General features: G+C 71.2%; 16 protein-coding genes and 1 tRNA gene. 14 read left to right on the top strand and 3 right to left on the bottom strand.

Translation table 11 applies throughout. The features are described 5' to 3' along the window. Positions 1-119 precede the first annotated feature (119 nt). The gene (locus ACQ86M_RS05620; protein WP_431247358.1) at positions 120-737 is read right to left on the bottom strand and encodes a vitamin K epoxide reductase family protein; all 618 of its coding nucleotides are present in this window, start codon (positions 735-737) and stop codon (positions 120-122) included. Positions 738-1,047: 310 nt separating this feature from the next. Here ACQ86M_RS05620 and ACQ86M_RS05625 point away from each other — a divergent pair, with 310 nt between their 5' ends. Further along, on the top strand, positions 1,048-3,603 hold the full coding sequence (locus ACQ86M_RS05625; protein ID WP_431247359.1) for an Rne/Rng family ribonuclease: 2,556 nt from the start codon (positions 1,048-1,050) through the stop codon (positions 3,601-3,603). Between the two features lie 101 nt (positions 3,604-3,704). Here ACQ86M_RS05625 and ACQ86M_RS05630 read toward each other — a convergent pair whose 3' ends face one another. Beyond that, positions 3,705-3,980: a DUF4031 domain-containing protein gene (locus tag ACQ86M_RS05630; RefSeq protein WP_431247360.1), complete on the bottom strand. Its 276-nt coding sequence runs from the start codon at positions 3,978-3,980 to the stop codon at positions 3,705-3,707. Between the two features lie 298 nt (positions 3,981-4,278). On the opposite strand from ACQ86M_RS05630, the gene rplU reads away from it, so the two are divergent. The 10 genes from rplU (at position 4,279) to ACQ86M_RS05680 (ending at position 11,654) form a co-directional block, all read left to right on the top strand. Then, positions 4,279-4,587 carry a 50S ribosomal protein L21 gene (rplU, locus tag ACQ86M_RS05635; RefSeq protein WP_431221117.1) on the top strand — a complete coding sequence of 103 codons (309 nt, stop codon included), beginning with the start codon at positions 4,279-4,281 and terminating at the stop codon, positions 4,585-4,587. A 19-nt stretch (positions 4,588-4,606) separates the two neighbouring features. After that, positions 4,607-4,864: a 50S ribosomal protein L27 gene (rpmA, locus tag ACQ86M_RS05640; protein ID WP_175337331.1), complete on the top strand. Its 258-nt coding sequence runs from the start codon at positions 4,607-4,609 to the stop codon at positions 4,862-4,864. Positions 4,865-4,965: 101 nt separating this feature from the next. Further along, the gene (obgE, locus tag ACQ86M_RS05645) at positions 4,966-6,534 is read left to right on the top strand and encodes a GTPase ObgE (RefSeq protein ID WP_431247361.1); all 1,569 of its coding nucleotides are present in this window, start codon (positions 4,966-4,968) and stop codon (positions 6,532-6,534) included. Continuing rightward, positions 6,531-7,394 (top strand): glutamate 5-kinase, encoded by an 864-nt coding sequence (proB, locus tag ACQ86M_RS05650; protein WP_431247362.1) that lies wholly within the window; start codon positions 6,531-6,533, stop codon positions 7,392-7,394. The genes obgE and proB overlap by 4 nt, the downstream gene beginning before the upstream one ends. 9 nt (positions 7,395-7,403) lie before the next feature. Further along, positions 7,404-8,684: a glutamate-5-semialdehyde dehydrogenase gene (locus tag ACQ86M_RS05655; RefSeq protein ID WP_431247363.1), complete on the top strand. Its 1,281-nt coding sequence runs from the start codon at positions 7,404-7,406 to the stop codon at positions 8,682-8,684. Positions 8,685-8,738: 54 nt separating this feature from the next. Beyond that, positions 8,739-8,975, top strand: coding sequence for a hypothetical protein (locus ACQ86M_RS05660; protein WP_431247364.1), 237 nt, complete (start codon positions 8,739-8,741; stop codon positions 8,973-8,975). 12 nt (positions 8,976-8,987) lie between these two features. Beyond that, a complete protein-coding gene (gene nadD / locus ACQ86M_RS05665; RefSeq protein WP_431221122.1) occupies positions 8,988-9,590 on the top strand; it encodes a nicotinate-nucleotide adenylyltransferase in 603 nt (200 codons plus the stop codon). After that, entirely contained in the window at positions 9,587-11,008 is a 1,422-nt protein-coding gene (locus tag ACQ86M_RS05670; RefSeq protein ID WP_431247365.1) for a hypothetical protein, read from the top strand. Before nadD ends, ACQ86M_RS05670 begins: the two co-directional genes overlap by 4 nt. Before the next feature lie 64 nt (positions 11,009-11,072). Then, entirely contained in the window at positions 11,073-11,450 is a 378-nt protein-coding gene (rsfS, locus tag ACQ86M_RS05675; RefSeq protein ID WP_431221124.1) for a ribosome silencing factor, read from the top strand. Positions 11,451-11,578: 128 nt separating this feature from the next. Continuing rightward, a tRNA-Ala gene (locus ACQ86M_RS05680) sits at positions 11,579-11,654 on the top strand. 65 nt (positions 11,655-11,719) lie between these two features. Here the strand turns inward: ACQ86M_RS05680 and ACQ86M_RS05685 are convergent. Further along, on the bottom strand, positions 11,720-12,895 hold the full coding sequence (locus tag ACQ86M_RS05685) for an RtcB family protein (RefSeq protein WP_431247366.1): 1,176 nt from the start codon (positions 12,893-12,895) through the stop codon (positions 11,720-11,722). Positions 12,896-13,182: 287 nt separating this feature from the next. Here ACQ86M_RS05685 and ACQ86M_RS05690 point away from each other — a divergent pair, with 287 nt between their 5' ends. The 3 genes from ACQ86M_RS05690 to ACQ86M_RS05700 all read left to right on the top strand — a co-directional run bounded on the left by ACQ86M_RS05690 (position 13,183) and on the right by ACQ86M_RS05700 (position 15,437). Continuing rightward, positions 13,183-13,788, top strand: coding sequence for a GNAT family N-acetyltransferase (locus ACQ86M_RS05690; RefSeq protein WP_431247367.1), 606 nt, complete (start codon positions 13,183-13,185; stop codon positions 13,786-13,788). A 116-nt stretch (positions 13,789-13,904) separates the two neighbouring features. Further along, positions 13,905-14,537 (top strand): MEDS domain-containing protein, encoded by a 633-nt coding sequence (locus ACQ86M_RS05695; protein WP_431247368.1) that lies wholly within the window; start codon positions 13,905-13,907, stop codon positions 14,535-14,537. A gap of 3 nt (positions 14,538-14,540) precedes the next feature. Continuing rightward, entirely contained in the window at positions 14,541-15,437 is an 897-nt protein-coding gene (locus ACQ86M_RS05700; RefSeq protein WP_431247369.1) for a response regulator transcription factor, read from the top strand. Positions 15,438-15,439: the final 2 nt, after the last annotated feature.

The raw sequence follows: 15,439 nt of genomic DNA on the forward strand, positions 1-15,439 counted from the left end.
GCCGAGGCTGAAAGGGAGGCGTTCCCCGCCCATCCGGCCGGGACGCCTCCCTTTCCCGCATCCACCGGCGTGGCGCGGTGGAGACTCCTCCGGTCCCGCGGGGCGGGAGGGCGCAGAGCTCAGATGAAGGCGCGGTGGATCCAGTCCAGCTGGAGCTGCGCCAGCACCGCCACGATCGCGTAGCAGACGATCGTGATCAGGGGCACCCAGCTGTAGAGGGTGCCGAAGAAGGCCCGCGCCCGCGGTGGCACCGGGATGTTGCCCTCCTTGAGGTTGTAGAGCGTCACCGCCCAGAAGGTCGGGATGGTGACCACCCAGGTCACCATGCACCACGGGCACAGCACGTTCAGCACGGTCAGCGACTCGGTGATCAGGAAGATGACGAGCACCAGCGCGAGCAGCACACCCACGTTGAAGGCGATCCAGTACCAGCGGGCGAAGGGCGCGCGGGTGGCGAGCAGCCCGACGCCGACGGCGATGGTGGCGGTCCAGCCGCCGAGCCCGAGGAGCGGGTTGGGGAAGCCGAGCAGGGAGCCCTGCCACGAGTTCAGGTTCTTCGCGCATCCCACGAGCACGCTGAAGTTGCAGGAGAGCTGCGCGTTCGGGTCCTGGAGCAGGTGGATCTTGTCGATCGTCAGGGCCAGCGCGGCCCCGAAGCCGATGGCGCCGGCGATGATGAGGAAGACGGCGAGAGCGGTCGGGCGGCGGTACGCGGCCTCGGCAGGACTGGCTGACACCCTCGGATTATGGCATGGGCCCTGCGTGTCGTCCTGGGAGGAGGCCACCCCGGATGCCGACGCGTGCGATAATCGTTGGAGCAGTCGTCCTGATTCAGGTCAGGAACACCGACAGAAGGCTTGAGGACGCCCAGCGCGTCCGTTGAAATGCCGGCCGTGAAGGTCGGCGAAGTACATGGAGCCGGATGCAGGCCGCGCCACGAGCCCGGAGGCATCCGAACAGGATTGAGGGAGGCGCCGCTCGCGCCGCCTCCCGACGGAGAGTACCCGGCGAGCGGGGAACCGCCACCGGTCGAGGAGTGCACCAGCGATGGTGGATAACGAGAATATCGACAACACGGACAACAACGATTCGGAGACGGGAGGACGGAAGCGCAAGGGGCTCTTCGGCACGCGACGCGTGGTGAGGAAGGCTCCGGGAGCTTCGGTCGACGCCCCGTCCGCTCGAGCGGAGTCGGCGCCGCAGCAGAGCGCGCCCGTCGCGCCGGAGCCGGCATCGGCTGATGCCGCCCCCGAGGCGGATGCCGCCGAGCGGGCCGCCGAGCAGTCGCGGGCCGCCGAGGCCCCTTCCGCCGGCGCTCCCATCGTCCCGGGCGCCACGGCCCCCGCGCACGAGCCGCCGGCCCTGCCGGAGAAGCTCGCCGAGCCCGACGCCGTCGCCGCCGCGGCGGCTCCCGGCCTCCCGCCGACGACCCTGCTCTTCCAGGCGCCGGACATCCTGCCGCTTCCGCCGCTCCCCGAGGGCGACGACGAGCCGGCCGGCGGCGTTCGCCGTCGCTCCCGTCGCCGCGCCGGCGAGACCGGCCGCGAGGGCGCGAACGACCCGGCAAACACCGTCGTCAAGGTGCGGACGCCGCGCGAGCCGGAGCTCATCACCGAGCCGCAGAAGGTCAAGGGCTCCACCCGGCTCGAGGCGAAGAAGCAGCGCCGCCGCGACGGCCGCGACGCCGGCCGCCGCCGGCCCGTGATCACCGAGGCCGAGTTCCTCGCCCGCCGCGAGTCCGTCGACCGGCAGATGGTCGTCCGCTCGAAGGGCGGACGCATCCAGATCGGCGTCCTCGAAGACAAGGTCCTCGTCGAGCACTACGTCGCCCGCTCGCAGGAGGCGTCGCTCATCGGCAACGTGTACCTGGGTCGCGTGCAGAACGTCCTCCCCAGCATGGAGGCCGCCTTCGTCGACATCGGCCGCGGCCGCAATGCCGTCCTCTACTCCGGCGAGGTCGACTGGGATGCCGTCGAGACCGGCAACCAGCCGCGCCGCATCGAGCTGGCGCTGAAGGCCGGCGACCGCGTGCTCGTGCAGGTCACCAAGGATCCCGTCGGCCACAAGGGCGCCCGCCTCACCAGCCAGATCTCGCTGCCCGGCCGCTACCTCGTGTACGTGCCCAACGGGTCCATGAACGGGATCAGCCGCAAGCTGCCGGACACCGAGCGCTCGCGCCTCAAGAAGATCCTCAAGGAGGTGCTGCCCGAGAGCGCAGGCGTGATCGTGCGCACCGCGGCCGAGGGCGCGACAGAGGAGCAGCTGACGCTCGACGTCAACCGCCTCACCGCGCAGTGGGCCGACATCAGCCAGCGCGTCGAGTCGCAGCAGGCTCCGGCGCTGCTGCACAGCGAGCCCGACCTGCTGATCAAGATCATCCGCGACGTCTTCAACGAGGACTTCCAGAAGCTGATCATCGCCGGCGACGACGCGCGCCAGACGATCGAGAACTACCTGCGCCAGGTCGCCCCCGACCTGCTCGACCAGGTGGAGCCGTACACGGGCGAGCGCGACGCGTTCGACGAGTACCGCATCACCGAGCAGATCGAGAAGGCGCTCGAGCGCAAGGTCTGGCTGCCCTCCGGCGGTTCGCTCGTCATCGACCGCACCGAGGCCATGACGGTCGTCGACGTCAACACCGGCAAGTTCGTCGGCTCCGGCGGCAACCTGGAGGAGACGGTCACCAAGAACAACCTGGAGGCCGCGGAGGAGATCGTCCGCCAGCTCCGGCTGCGTGACATCGGCGGCATCATCGTCGTCGACTTCATCGACATGGTGCTGGAGTCGAACCGCGACCTCGTGCTCCGCCGCCTGGTCGAGTGCCTGAGCCGTGACCGGACCAAGCACCAGGTCGCCGAGGTCACCTCCCTCGGCCTCGTGCAGATGACGCGCAAGAAGCTCGGCCTCGGCCTGCTCGAGACCTTCAGCGAGGCCTGCGAGGTCTGCGCCGGCCGCGGCGTCATCGTGCACCACGACCCGGTCGTCAAGCACCGTCAGCCGCAGCAGCAGCCGCAGAACGAGCGCCGCCGCGGACGCGGAGCGGGCGGCTCGGCCCCCGCGAACGGCGCCTCGGGCGGCAGCGCCAATGGCAGCGCCCACACCGGGACCCACGCCATCACGGACGACGCGAAGAACGCGCTCGCCAAGATCGCCGCGTCGACCATCCACCACGAGGAGGAGGCGAAGGCGGCCGCGGGCGACCAGTCCGCCGACGCCACCGAGGTCAGCGTGACGGAGGTGACGCTGACCGAGGTCACCGCGACCAAGAAGCGCCGCCGCAAGGGCAAGGGCGGAGCGGACCGGCAGCAGGCGGAGCAGGCCGCGGAGGCGCGGCCCGAGCCCGCGCAGCAGCCGTCCGACGCACCGTCGTCGTCCGACGCCACCGCGGAGCAGGCGGAGCCGCTCATCCCGCTCCTCGACCTGCCCGAGCCCGCCGTCGCCGCTCCCGCGTCGCGGCCGCTCGACCACGAGGCCGAGCTCCTGCTCGACTCGGTGCTCGACGCCCTCCCGGCGCCGAAGGAGCCGGGTCAGGGCCGCAGCCGCAGCCGCCGCGCCAGCACGACCGTCATCGCGGGCGGCGAGCTGGCCCCGAAGGGCGAGTAAGCATCCACTGGTCCCGACACGCCGTATCGCGCCTGGCCGATACGGCGTGTCGGGACCAGTCGTGCGTGCGGCGCGGCGCCCGGAGCCGGCGCCGCCCGGAGTCAGTGCCGGCGGGTGCGGTCGCGGGCGCGCACGCGCAGTCCGCTGGCGATCAGGCGCGAGACGAGCTCCTTACCCGGCACCGGATGCGCGCCCGCCGCGACGAGCTCGTCGTAGCGCCGGTCGGGCACGTCGTAGTGGTCGAGGTCGAACGCGCGCCGCTGGATGTCGTTGGCCGCGGCGAACGCGTGCAGCTCCTCGAGCGAGGTGTCGCTGACCAGATGCGACCACAACATGCCGTGGGCGGGCCATGCCGGGGGATCGATCAGGACCGTCATACAATGATTCTAGGAACCGGCTCCGCCGACGGAGCCGCGTGGTCCCGGAACCCCCACCGAGCATCCCGCCGCACGACGGCGCCGGTTTGACGGCATCTGGGGTGTCGGGTAAAGTTGACCGTTGGTGTGTGTCGGGCGCGGCCCGATTCGCCATGGTTTTCTGAGAGCCGCCCGTCGCGAGAGCGACGGGCAGGACTCGCCAGTGTTTGACAGACACGCGATTTCCAGAACAGTTGAAGAGCAGGACCAGGTCCGCGGCGTCGCCGGGAACTGTTCCCCGACGAAAAGGTAACGACAAGTGGTTTACGCAGTAGTGCGCGCCGGTGGCCGGCAGGAGAAGGTCGAGGTCGGCACCATCGTGACGATGGACCGCGTCAAGGCCCGCAAGGACGGCAAGGTCGAGCTCGCGCCGGTGCTGCTGGTCGACGGTGACAAGATCACCTCCGACGCCGCGTCGCTCGCGAAGGTAACCGTGACCGCCGAGATCCTCGACGACCTCCGCGGCCCGAAGATCGTCATCCAGAAGTTCAAGAACAAGACCGGCTACAAGAAGCGCCAGGGCCACCGTCAGGAGCTCACGCGCGTCAAGATCACCGGCATCAAGTAGCCGACGAGGAGAACACACCATGGCACACAAAAAGGGAGCGAGCTCCACTCGCAACGGCCGCGACTCCAACGCGCAGCGCCTCGGCGTGAAGCGCTTCGGCGGCCAGACCGTCAACGCGGGTGAGATCCTGGTCCGCCAGCGCGGCACCCACTTCCACCCCGGCGTGAACGTCGGCCGTGGCGGCGACGACACCCTCTTCGCCCTCGCCGCCGGTGCGGTCGAGTTCGGCAGCAAGGGCGGCCGCAAGGTCGTCAACATCGTGGCCGCCGAGGCCTGAGCCTCCACCACGAGCACCACTTCGGGATGGGCGGGCTTCGGCCCGCCCATCCTTGTTTCACCCGCGGCATCGCGGCACAGCACAGACAGTAGGAGAGCACCATGGCGACGTTCGTTGACCGCGTGACGTTGCATCTGCGCGCCGGTAACGGCGGCAACGGGTGCGTCTCGGTCCGCCGCGAGAAGTTCAAGCCCCTCGCCGGTCCCGACGGCGGGAACGGCGGGAACGGCGGCGACATCGTGCTGGTCGCCGACCCGCAGGTCACCACCCTCCTCGGCTACCACCGCCACCCGCACCGCGCGAGCGACAACGGCGGGTTCGGGATGGGCGACCACCGCAGCGGCCACACCGGCGAAGTCCTCGAGCTCGCTGTGCCGGTCGGCACGGTCGTGAAGGACGCCGACGGCGTCGAGCTCGTCGACCTGAACGAGCCCGGGATGCGCTTCGTCGCGGCTCCCGGCGGCATCGGCGGCCTGGGCAACGCCGCCCTCGCGAATCCGAAGCGCAAGGCGCCCGGCTTCGCCCTGCTGGGCACTCCCGGGTGGGAGGGCGACATCCGCCTCGAGCTGAAGACCGTCGCCGACATCGCGCTCGTGGGCTACCCCTCGGCCGGCAAGTCGAGCCTCATCGCGGCGCTCTCGGCCGCCAAGCCGAAGATCGCGGACTACCCGTTCACCACGCTGCACCCGAACCTGGGCGTCGTGCAGGCGGGCGACGTCCGCTACACCGTCGCCGACGTGCCCGGGCTCATCGAGGGCGCGAGCGAGGGACGCGGCCTGGGCCTCGAGTTCCTCCGTCACGTCGAGCGCTGCTCCGCCCTCCTGCACGTGCTCGACTGCGCCACGCTCGAGCCGGGCCGCGACCCCCTGAGCGACCTGGATGTGATCCTCGCCGAGCTCGCCGCCTATCCCGTGCCGGAGGGCCAGACGCCGCTGCTCGAGCGTCCGCAGCTCGTCGCCCTGAACAAGATCGATGTGCCCGACGCGCGCGAGCTCGCGGACTTCGTCCGGCCCGAGCTGGAGCAGCGCGGCTACCGCGTCTTCGAGATCTCCACGGTCAGCCATGAGGGCCTGCGCCCGCTGTCGTTCGCGCTCGGCGAGGTCGTCGAGCATGCGCGCCAGGAGCAGGCCGAGCTGGAGCAGGCCCGCCCGCGCATCGTCATCCGCCCGAAGGCCGTCGACGACTCCGGCTTCGTGGTCAAGGTGGAGGGCGGCACCGACGGGCCCGTCTACCGTATCCTCGGCGCCAAGCCGGAGCGGTGGGTGGCGCAGACCGACTTCGCGAACGACGAGGCCGTCGGCTACCTGGCCGACCGGTTGGCGAAGCTCGGCGTCGAAGACCAGCTGGTGCGCGCGGGCGCGATCGCCGGCTCCACCGTGGTCATCGGCCGGAACAACGGCGTGGTCTTCGACTGGGAGCCGACGCTGACCTCCACCGCCGAGCTGATCACCGCTCCGCGTGGCACCGACGCCCGTCTGGACGGCAATCAGCGCCCGACGCGCAACCAGCGCCGCGAGGACTACTTCGAGCGGATGGACGGCAAGGCCGCGGCGCGCGAGGAGCTCCAGCGCGAGCGCGAAGCGGGCCTGTGGCAGGACGACAGCTACGACGACAACGCCGTGCGGACCGGAGGTGCCGAGGGCGGAGACGAGGAGAGCACCGAGGGATGACCATCGACGACCGCAGTCAGATCGCGTCCGCCCGCCGCATCGTCGTGAAGGTGGGCTCCTCGTCCATCAGTGGCGAGAACGCGGGACAGATCGCGCCGCTGGTCGACGCCCTGGCGGAGGCACACGGCCGCGGCACCCAGGTCATCCTCGTCTCGTCGGGCGCCATCGCGACAGGCATCCCCTACCTCTCGCTGTCGGAGCGCCCCACCGACCTCGCGACGCAGCAGGCCGCGGCGGCGGTCGGGCAGAACGTGCTGATCTACCGCTACCAGGACAGCCTCGACCGGTACGACATCGTGGCCGGGCAGGTGCTCCTGACCGCCGGCGACATGGAGAACCCGACGCACCGGAGCAACGCGAAGCGCGCGATGGAGCGACTGCTCTCGCTGCGCATCCTGCCGATCGTGAACGAGAACGACACGGTCGCGACGCACGAGATCCGGTTCGGTGACAACGACCGGCTGGCCGCCCTCGTCGCGCTGCTGGTCGAGGCCGACGTGCTGGTGCTGCTGTCGGATGTGGACGCGCTCTATACGAAGCCCCCGCAGGAGCCCGGCGCCGAGCGCATCGAGCACGTGGGCTGGGACGACGAACTGGAGGGTGTCGAGATCGGTTCGACCGGCGCCTCGGGTGTCGGCACCGGGGGAGCGGTGACCAAGGTGTCCGCCGCACGTCAGGCCGCCGGGCGGGGCACCGCCGTGGTGCTGACGGCGACCTCGCTGGTCGGGAAGGCCCTGCGCGGCGAGCAGGTCGGCACCTGGTTCGCCCCCGCCCCGGTCGACCGCGACGCATCCATCCACAGCCGCGAGCTCTCCACAGATCCGGCGGCCCCCGTCACCTCGGACGCCGCCGCGTCCTAGAATCGACGCATGTCCTCGTCCTCTCTCGCGGCCCCCGCCGTGACGCTCTCGCTGCAGGAGCGGCTCTCCGCCGCGAAGACCGCGTCGCGCACGCTGGCGACCGCCAACACCGAGCAGAAGAACCGCGCGCTGCGCGCGATCGCCGATGGCGTGCTCGCGGCGTCGGGCGACGTGCTGGCGGCCAACGAGCTCGACCTCGCCAACGGCCGTGAGAACGGCCTCTCGACCGGGCTGCTCGACCGCCTCACCCTGACCCCGGCACGCCTGCAGGGCCTCGCCGACGCGGTGCTCGAGGTGGTCGGCCTCACCGATCCGGTGGGGCAGGCCGTGCGCGGCAGCGCACTGCCGAACGGCGTGAAGATCACGCAGGTGCGCGTCCCGTTCGGCGTCGTCGGCGCCATCTACGAGGCCCGCCCGAACGTCACCATCGACATCGCCGCCCTCGCCATCAAGAGCGGCAACGCCGCCGTCCTCCGCGGCGGCAGCGCGGCCATCGAAACGAACCGCGTGCTGGTCCGGGTGCTCCAGGAGGCCCTGGCGGGTGCCGGCCTGCCGTCCGACGCGGTGCAGACGATCGACGACTTCGGGCGCGAGGGCGCCGCCGAGCTGATGACCGCTCGCGGCCTCGTCGACGTGCTGATCCCCCGGGGCAGCGCCGAGCTCATCCAGACCGTCGTCACCCAGTCGACCGTGCCGGTGATCGAGACCGGGGCGGGCGTGGTGCACGTCGTGCTCGACGAGTCGGCCCGCGAAGACTGGGCCGTCGACATCGTGCGCAACGCCAAGGTCCAGCGCCCGAGCGTGTGCAACGCGGTCGAGACGCTGCTGGTCCACCGCGGCGCCGCCGAACGCCTGCTTCCGCCGGTGCTGGGAGCCCTGCGCGAGGCGGGGGTCACCATCCACGCCGACGAGCGCTCCCTGCCGTTCGCACCCGGCGCGGTGCCCGTGACGGAGGAGGACTACGCCACCGAGCACATGAGCCTCGACATCGCGGTGAAGGTCATCGACGACCTCGACGAGGCGATCGACCACATCCGCCGCTACTCGACCCAGCACACGGAGTCGATCATCACCAGCGATATCGAGAACGCCGAGCGGTTCCTCGCGGAGGTCGACTCGGCCGTGGTGATGGTCAACGCGTCCACGCGCTTCACCGACGGCGGCGAGTTCGGCTTCGGCGCCGAGGTCGGCATCTCGACGCAGAAGCTGCACGCGCGCGGCCCGATGGGCCTGCCGGAGCTGACCAGCACCAAGTGGATCGTCCGCGGGTCCGGCCAGATCCGCGTCTGAGCGACCACTAGACTCGAACCCGGGCCAACGGCCCCTCAGAAAGGATCACGCACGATGTCATTCCTGACGACCGCCCTCGCCGCGGCGGAAGCCCACGTGGAGCTGCCGATGCCGACCTGGGCGTTCGGCGCCATCGCGATCGTCGTCTTCATCGCGCTCGCCTTCGTCGCCTGGAGCTTCAAGGACGTCGCCAACCGGCACAGCCACCGCTCCGCCCCCGACGCCGCCGCGCACGCGGGCGCTCCGGGCGCGACGCACCACGGCACCGGCCACCCGACCCAGGGGCACTGAGCCACTCCGGGCATGGAGCTGACGGAGACGGGCCGGCCGCGGATCGGCGTGATGGGCGGCACCTTCGACCCCATCCACCACGGTCACCTGGTCGCCGCCAGCGAAGTCGCCCAGTCGTTCGATCTCGACGAGGTCATCTTCGTCCCGACCGGTCAGCCGTGGCAGAAGGGTCCCGTCACCCCGGCGGAGCACCGTTACCTGATGACCGTCATCGCGACGGCGTCGAACCCGCGCTTCACCGTCAGCCGCGTCGACATCGACCGCAGCGGTCCCACCTACACGATCGACACCCTGCGCGACCTGCACGAGGAGCGGCCGGACGCCGAGCTGTTCTTCATCACCGGCGCCGACGCCATCGCGCAGATCCTCAGCTGGCGCGACGTCAGCGAGCTGTGGGAGCTGGCGCACTTCGTGGCTGTGAGTCGCCCGGGACACGACTTGAGTATTTCTGGATTGCCGGAGCAAGACGTAAGCTTGTTGGAAGTTCCGGCCCTGGCGATCTCGTCGACCGATTGCCGGAGCCGGGTGAGCAGGGGATTCCCGGTCTGGTACCTGGTCCCGGACGGGGTCGTACAGTACATCTCCAAACACCATCTGTATCGGAGCGTGGCATGACATCGTGGCCTGAACAGCCGCCGACGGGCCAACCGCAGGCGCAGACGCGGCGACAGGCGAGGGAGTTCGAGCGCTCGCGCCGTGCAGGCACCTCCGAGCCGACCCCCGGGGGCCAGATCCCCGAGATGATCACGTCATCGCCGCGCGAGCGCGCGGAAGCGGACGACGTCGAGACCGCCCCCTCGGTGGACGAGCAGGCGGACGAGCCGACGACGTCCGCCGCCGAGTCCGCTCCCGAGGCGCCCGCCGCTCCTGCCTCCGCCGCGCCCGAGCGTCCCGCGATCCCGGCCAGCGCCTTCGCCGAGCCCGGTGTCTCGTCGCCGTCGCGCGACTCCTTCGACCTCTTCCGCCAGGCTCCTGACGCGTCGCGTCCCGAACCGGTGACCCAGCCGATGGCGATCCTGCAGCCGTCCGGAAACCCCGCCGCACCCGCCTCAGCAGCCGCCGCTGCGCCCGCCGCACCCGCGCAGGCCGCGCCGCAGGCGGGCTCGCCCGAGCGCACGCTGACGCGTCGCGAACTGCGCGCCATACTGCAGGCTCAGGAGGCGAACGCGCAGGCGAACCACCCCGCCACCGCGGGGGAGCAGGTCTTCCCGGTCGCCTTCACGTCCGGTCCCGAGGCCGGCGACGCGAAGGCGGAGACGCCGGAGGCCTCACCGACCGCGACGGGCAGCCCGGAGGCCGCGCCCACCGGTGAGAAGTCCGCGTGGCCGTTCGCGCCGCTGACGCCGTCCTCCGCACCCGCCGCGTCGCGCGCCGGTCAGTCCGAGACAACCGTCACGCAGAGCACCGCGTCCCCCTTCGCCGCTTTCGGCTCGCCGTCTGCGCCCAAGGCGTCCGAGACCCCCGAGTCCGACGCGCAGGCCGCCGCGGCCGCGCCCGCCGCGGTGCCCGCGACGACCACGACTCCGGAAGACACCTCCGCGCAGGAGCGCCGCCCGTTCACCCCGCCGACCGGCCACTGGTCGACGGCTGCGGAGCTCGACGACCACAACCAGCCGATCACCTCCCGGAACGTCGCCCAGTCCACGGCTGCGACCACGACGAACGCGCTGATCCTCCCGGCCATCCCGCACCCGGACAGCAGCGCTCCGCTCACCAGCACCGGCGAGATCCTCGTCACCGGGTCCATCGACCTGCCCCGCGGCATGGGAGCGACCGGTGCGCACCCCGACCGCATCGACTCGTCCGACATCGACCGCCTGCTCGACGGCGAGGAGAACGAGTTCAACACGTCCGAGGTCCAGCCGGTGCGCGCCTCCCGCGCCATCAGCACGCACACCTCGACCCGCGGCGTGATCGCGCCGCCCAAGAAGCGCGGCAACCTGCTGCCGGTGGTGCTCATGGTCACCGCCGGAGTGCTCGCCGTCGGTGTCATCGGGCTGCTGGTCGCGGCCTACGTCCTGAAGGTGTTCTGATCATCCGCGCGTCCGCATCCACTCCCGCAACTCTCTTGCACCCACTGCGTCCGGAGGACCGCCTGTGACCGCATCCCAGCACGCCCGCGACATCCTGCAGGTGGCCGCCGCCGCCGCCGATTCGAAGGGCGGCCTCGACCTCGTGGGCCTCGACGTCTCCGGTCCGCTGCCGCTCACCGACGCCTTCCTGCTGGTCAGCGGCCGGGTCGAGCGGAACGTCCTGGCCATCGCCTCCGAGGTGGAGGACAAGCTCAACGAGGCCGGCGTGAAGACGCTGCGCCGGGAGGGCAAGGCCGAGGGCCGCTGGGTGCTGCTCGACTTCGGCGACCTGGTCGTGCACGTCTTCCACGAGGAGGACCGCATGTACTACGCGCTCGAGCGGCTGTGGAAGGACTGCCCCGTGCTGCCGATCGAGCTCCCGGTTCACGAGAACGCCGAGTAGGCCGCACCGTCGGGCCGGCGGCCGGCCGAGGCGCGTGAGTGCGACTCAATTTTTCTCCCGTCGCCCCGATGTAGTAGGCTGAACGAGTTGTTCCGGGAGGTGCGAAAAGCCCGAACGGTTCACATTCTGGGTCTGTGGCGCAGCTGGTAGCGCACCTGCATGGCATGCAGGGGGTCAGGGGTTCGAGTCCCCTCAGATCCACCAGAGATCATGAAGGCCGGCTCCCGAAGGAGCCGGCCTTCATGCGTTCCAGGGTGATGTCGCCGGCGCTAGTCGCCCTTGACGTTGACGATCTGGCGCAGCGTGTGCCGTACCTCCACCAGGTCGGCTGCGTCGGCCATGACCTGGTCGATCGGCTTGTATGCCTGCGGGATCTCGTCGAGGAACGCCTCCGTGTCGCGGAACTCGATGCCCGACATCGCCTCACGCAGCTGCTCGATCGTGAACCGCTTGCGTGCGGCCGAACGGGAGAACCGGCGGCCGGCGCCGTGCGGCGACGAATGCAGGGCCAGCGGGTTGCCCCGGCCCGCCACCACGTACGACGCCGTCCCCATCGACCCCGGAATGAGGCCGAGCTGCCCCTCCCGCGCAGAGATCGCTCCCTTACGAGAGACCCAGACGTCCTTCCCGAAGTGGTTCTCGCGCTGCGTGAAGTTGTGGTGGCAGTTGATCCGCTCCCGCTCCTCCACCGGCTGGCCGAACCACTCGGCCGTCTGCCGCACGACCCGGTCCATCATCTCCTCGCGGTTCAGCAGCGCGAAGTGCTGCGCCCACCGCAACTGCGCGATGTACTCGTCGAACTCGGGCGTGCCCTCGACGAGGTAGGCGAGGTCCTTGTCCGGAAGGTCGATCCACCACTTCGCCATGAGCGCCTGCGCGACCCTGATGTGGTGCCCGGCGATCCGGTTGCCGACCCCGCGCGACCCCGAGTGCAGGAACAGCCAGACGACGCCGTCCTCGTCGAGGCTCACCTCGATGAAGTGGTTGCCGGATCCCAGGGTGCCGAGCTGACGCTCCCAGTCGCGCACGTACGTGGCCGGGTCGAAGCCGGCCGCTTCAGCAAGGCGGTTCAGCTCCTCGAGGCGGGGCTGTGCGGTCGCCACGATCTTGTTGTTCCGGGCACCGGCTGACACGGGGACCGCGCGCTCGATCTGGGCCCGCAGCTCGGAGAGCGGTGCGGTGGAGGCCGCCACCTCGTCTCGGGTGAACTGCGTGCGCACGGCGATCATCCCGCAGCCGATGTCCACACCGACCGCGGCCGGCATGACGGCGCCGACGGTGGGGATGACCGAGCCGACCGTGGCGCCGAGCCCCAGGTGGGCGTCCGGCATGAGCGCCAGGTGCGGGTGGATGAACGGCATCCGCGAGGTGGTGACCGCCTGCTCGCGCGTGGAATCCTCCAGTATGGAGGCCCAGCTCAGCAGGCGGTTCGAGATTCTTTCCATGATCCTTTCGTCTCTCATCGGGGTGCGGCCGGGACGGCCGTCGCCCGCGAGACGCGGAAGAGGTCAGCCCCGGACCTCGAACGGCGGGGCTGCGACACCTGTCGGTGCGGTCTACAGGCCCCGTGGACGCTCGAGCTTGCGGAAGGCGCGCTGGTAGCGCTTCGGGTTCTGCAGGGTGCGCATCCCGGTGTCCTTCCGTTCGGCGTTCTTCAGCGTGGGCTGCCCGCGCGGCGTGCGCAGGGTTCACGACTATACCTGCCGTGTCGGGCCGCCGCTACAGTTCCCTCATGGAGACCCGAATTGCGGACACCGCCGATGCGGCCGCCGTCACGACGACCATCGCGCTGGCGTTCCGCGACGACCCGGTGTGGGGTCCGGCCCTGGCGGCGCCGGACGGCGGCACCGGGCACCTCGAGGACTTCTGGCGCTTCTTCGTCGACGGCGCCATCCCGCACGGGTCCGTGCTGCTGCAGGACGGGCCGTCGGGGGAGGCGGCGACGGTGGCGGTGTGGCTGCCGCCGGGGGTGGACGAGCTGACCGCCGAGCAGGAGGCGGGGGTGGATGCGCTCATGGCGCGCATCCTGTCGCCCGACCGCTTCGCGGCGTATCAGCGGCTGTGGGAGCTGTTCGAATCGACGCATCCGCACGACACCCCGCACATGTACCTGAGTCTGCTGGCGACCCACCCCGAGCATCGCGGCCGGGGGATCGGGCAGGGCTTGCTCGCAGAGAGCCTGCGACGGTTCGACGGGGAAGGACTGCCCGCCTACCTGGAGTCGACGAACCCGGCGAACGACCACCGCTACGAGCGCGCCGGCTTCGAGCGTGTCGGCGAATTCCGGTCGGTCATCGACGGCGCGATCATCAGCCGGATGTGGCACGCCGCTGACTAGGGTGACCGCATGGCACAGCTGCCGGAGTCCACGGGTCGGCGACGAGGAACGTCCGGTCCGCCGTTGTGCGGCCCGCGCGGACTGCGTTAGCCTCCACAGCGGAGCGGATGTCGACCATGGCAGCGGAAAGCGGACGTGCGACGGCCCCCGTGACCTTCGCGGGCGGGGTGCTGGACCACTACCGCCATGTCTGCGCCTTCGTGAAGAGCCCTACCGAGGCGGATGCGGTGCTCGACCCGTTCGTGCAGGACGGCGTCGACGTGGGCGACCGCCTCCTGTACCTGGTGGATACGGCCAAGCCCGCCGCACCGCTGGCCCGGCTCCGCCGGCTCGGGTACGACACGTCCGCGCTCCTGCGCGATCGACAGTGCGAGGTGCACACCTGGGCGGAGACGTACCTGCGGACGGGCGACTTCGACCAGGACGACATGCTCGGCGTCATCGAGGGGATGCTCGGCGCTGCGCCCGAGCCGCGCATCCGGCTGCTGGCCGACGTGGGCTGGGCGGCCGGCGACCGGGAGGCCGCCGAGCAGCTGATCGAGTTCGAGGCGCGCGCGAACTTCCTGCACGCACGGCACCGCCACGTGGTGATCTGCGCGTACGACACCTCCCGCTTCGACGGCGCCTTCGTCGTCGACATCCTCCGGACGCATCCCATGGTGCTGATCGGCGGCATCCTGCAGGAGAACCCCTTCTTCGTCCCTCCCGGGGAGTTCCTGGAGGAGCGCGCCGTCCTGAGCGGCGGCTGAGCGATGGACGCGGACGAGCGCACCTGGATGCGCGACCTCGGTGCGCTGCTCGCCCTGCCGTCGCTGTGGGTCGACCACGCAGCCGTCGAGATCGCCGACGGCCTGCTGAGCGTGCTGTTCGGGATGCTGCGCCTCGACGCCGGCTACGGCCGCTTCGAGAGCCCGCGCGGGGCGGATGCGCTGGAGGTGTGGCGCCCGACCGCGTCCGAGCCGCCGGCGGAGCTGCTCGCCGCGGTGCGCCGGGACCACGGCGAAGGCGAGCCGGTCTCCGGCGTCGCGACCTCGGCGGTCCGAGCCGCGGAGGCAGCGGGCGGCACGCCACCGTCGATCGCGCGGGTGACCACCCTCGTCCTGGCGCTCCCGTGGGGGACCGGGCTGGTGGCCGTCTCGGCGCCGCGCGCCGACTTCCCGACCGAGCGCGAGACCCACCTGCTGCGCGTCGCCGTCGGCCAGGCGGCGATCGCGCTCCACACCGCCCGGCGGCTCGCCGGGGAGCAGGCGGCCCGCCGCGAGGCGGAACGCGAACGCGACCGGCAGAGCCGGTTGCTGCGAACACTGCTCGACGAGGTGGGGCCCGCGCTCACGGCGGTCTCGCGACGCGTGCAGCAGGCGTCGCGGGAGGCGGAGCGCGCCGAGCCCGCGCGGCCCGGCGCGCCGGCTGCGGTGGGGGCAGCGGCCGCGGCCCTCGAGGCGCCCGCCGAGGTGCCCGGCACCCTCACCCGGCGGGAGCTGGAGGTGCTGGGCCTCCTCGCTCAGGGCCTGAGCAACAAGGAGATGGCCGGGGTGATGTGGCTGAGCGACCGCACGGTCGAGCGGCACATCACCAGCCTCTACCGCAAGATCGGGGTCGCCCGGCGCAGCGAGGCGACCGCCTTCGCACTGCGGCACGGCATCGCCTGAGC

The sequence above is a fragment of the Leifsonia xyli subsp. cynodontis genome (assembly GCF_050632205.1).
Classification (GTDB): Bacteria; Actinomycetota; Actinomycetes; order Actinomycetales; family Microbacteriaceae; genus Leifsonia; species Leifsonia xyli_D.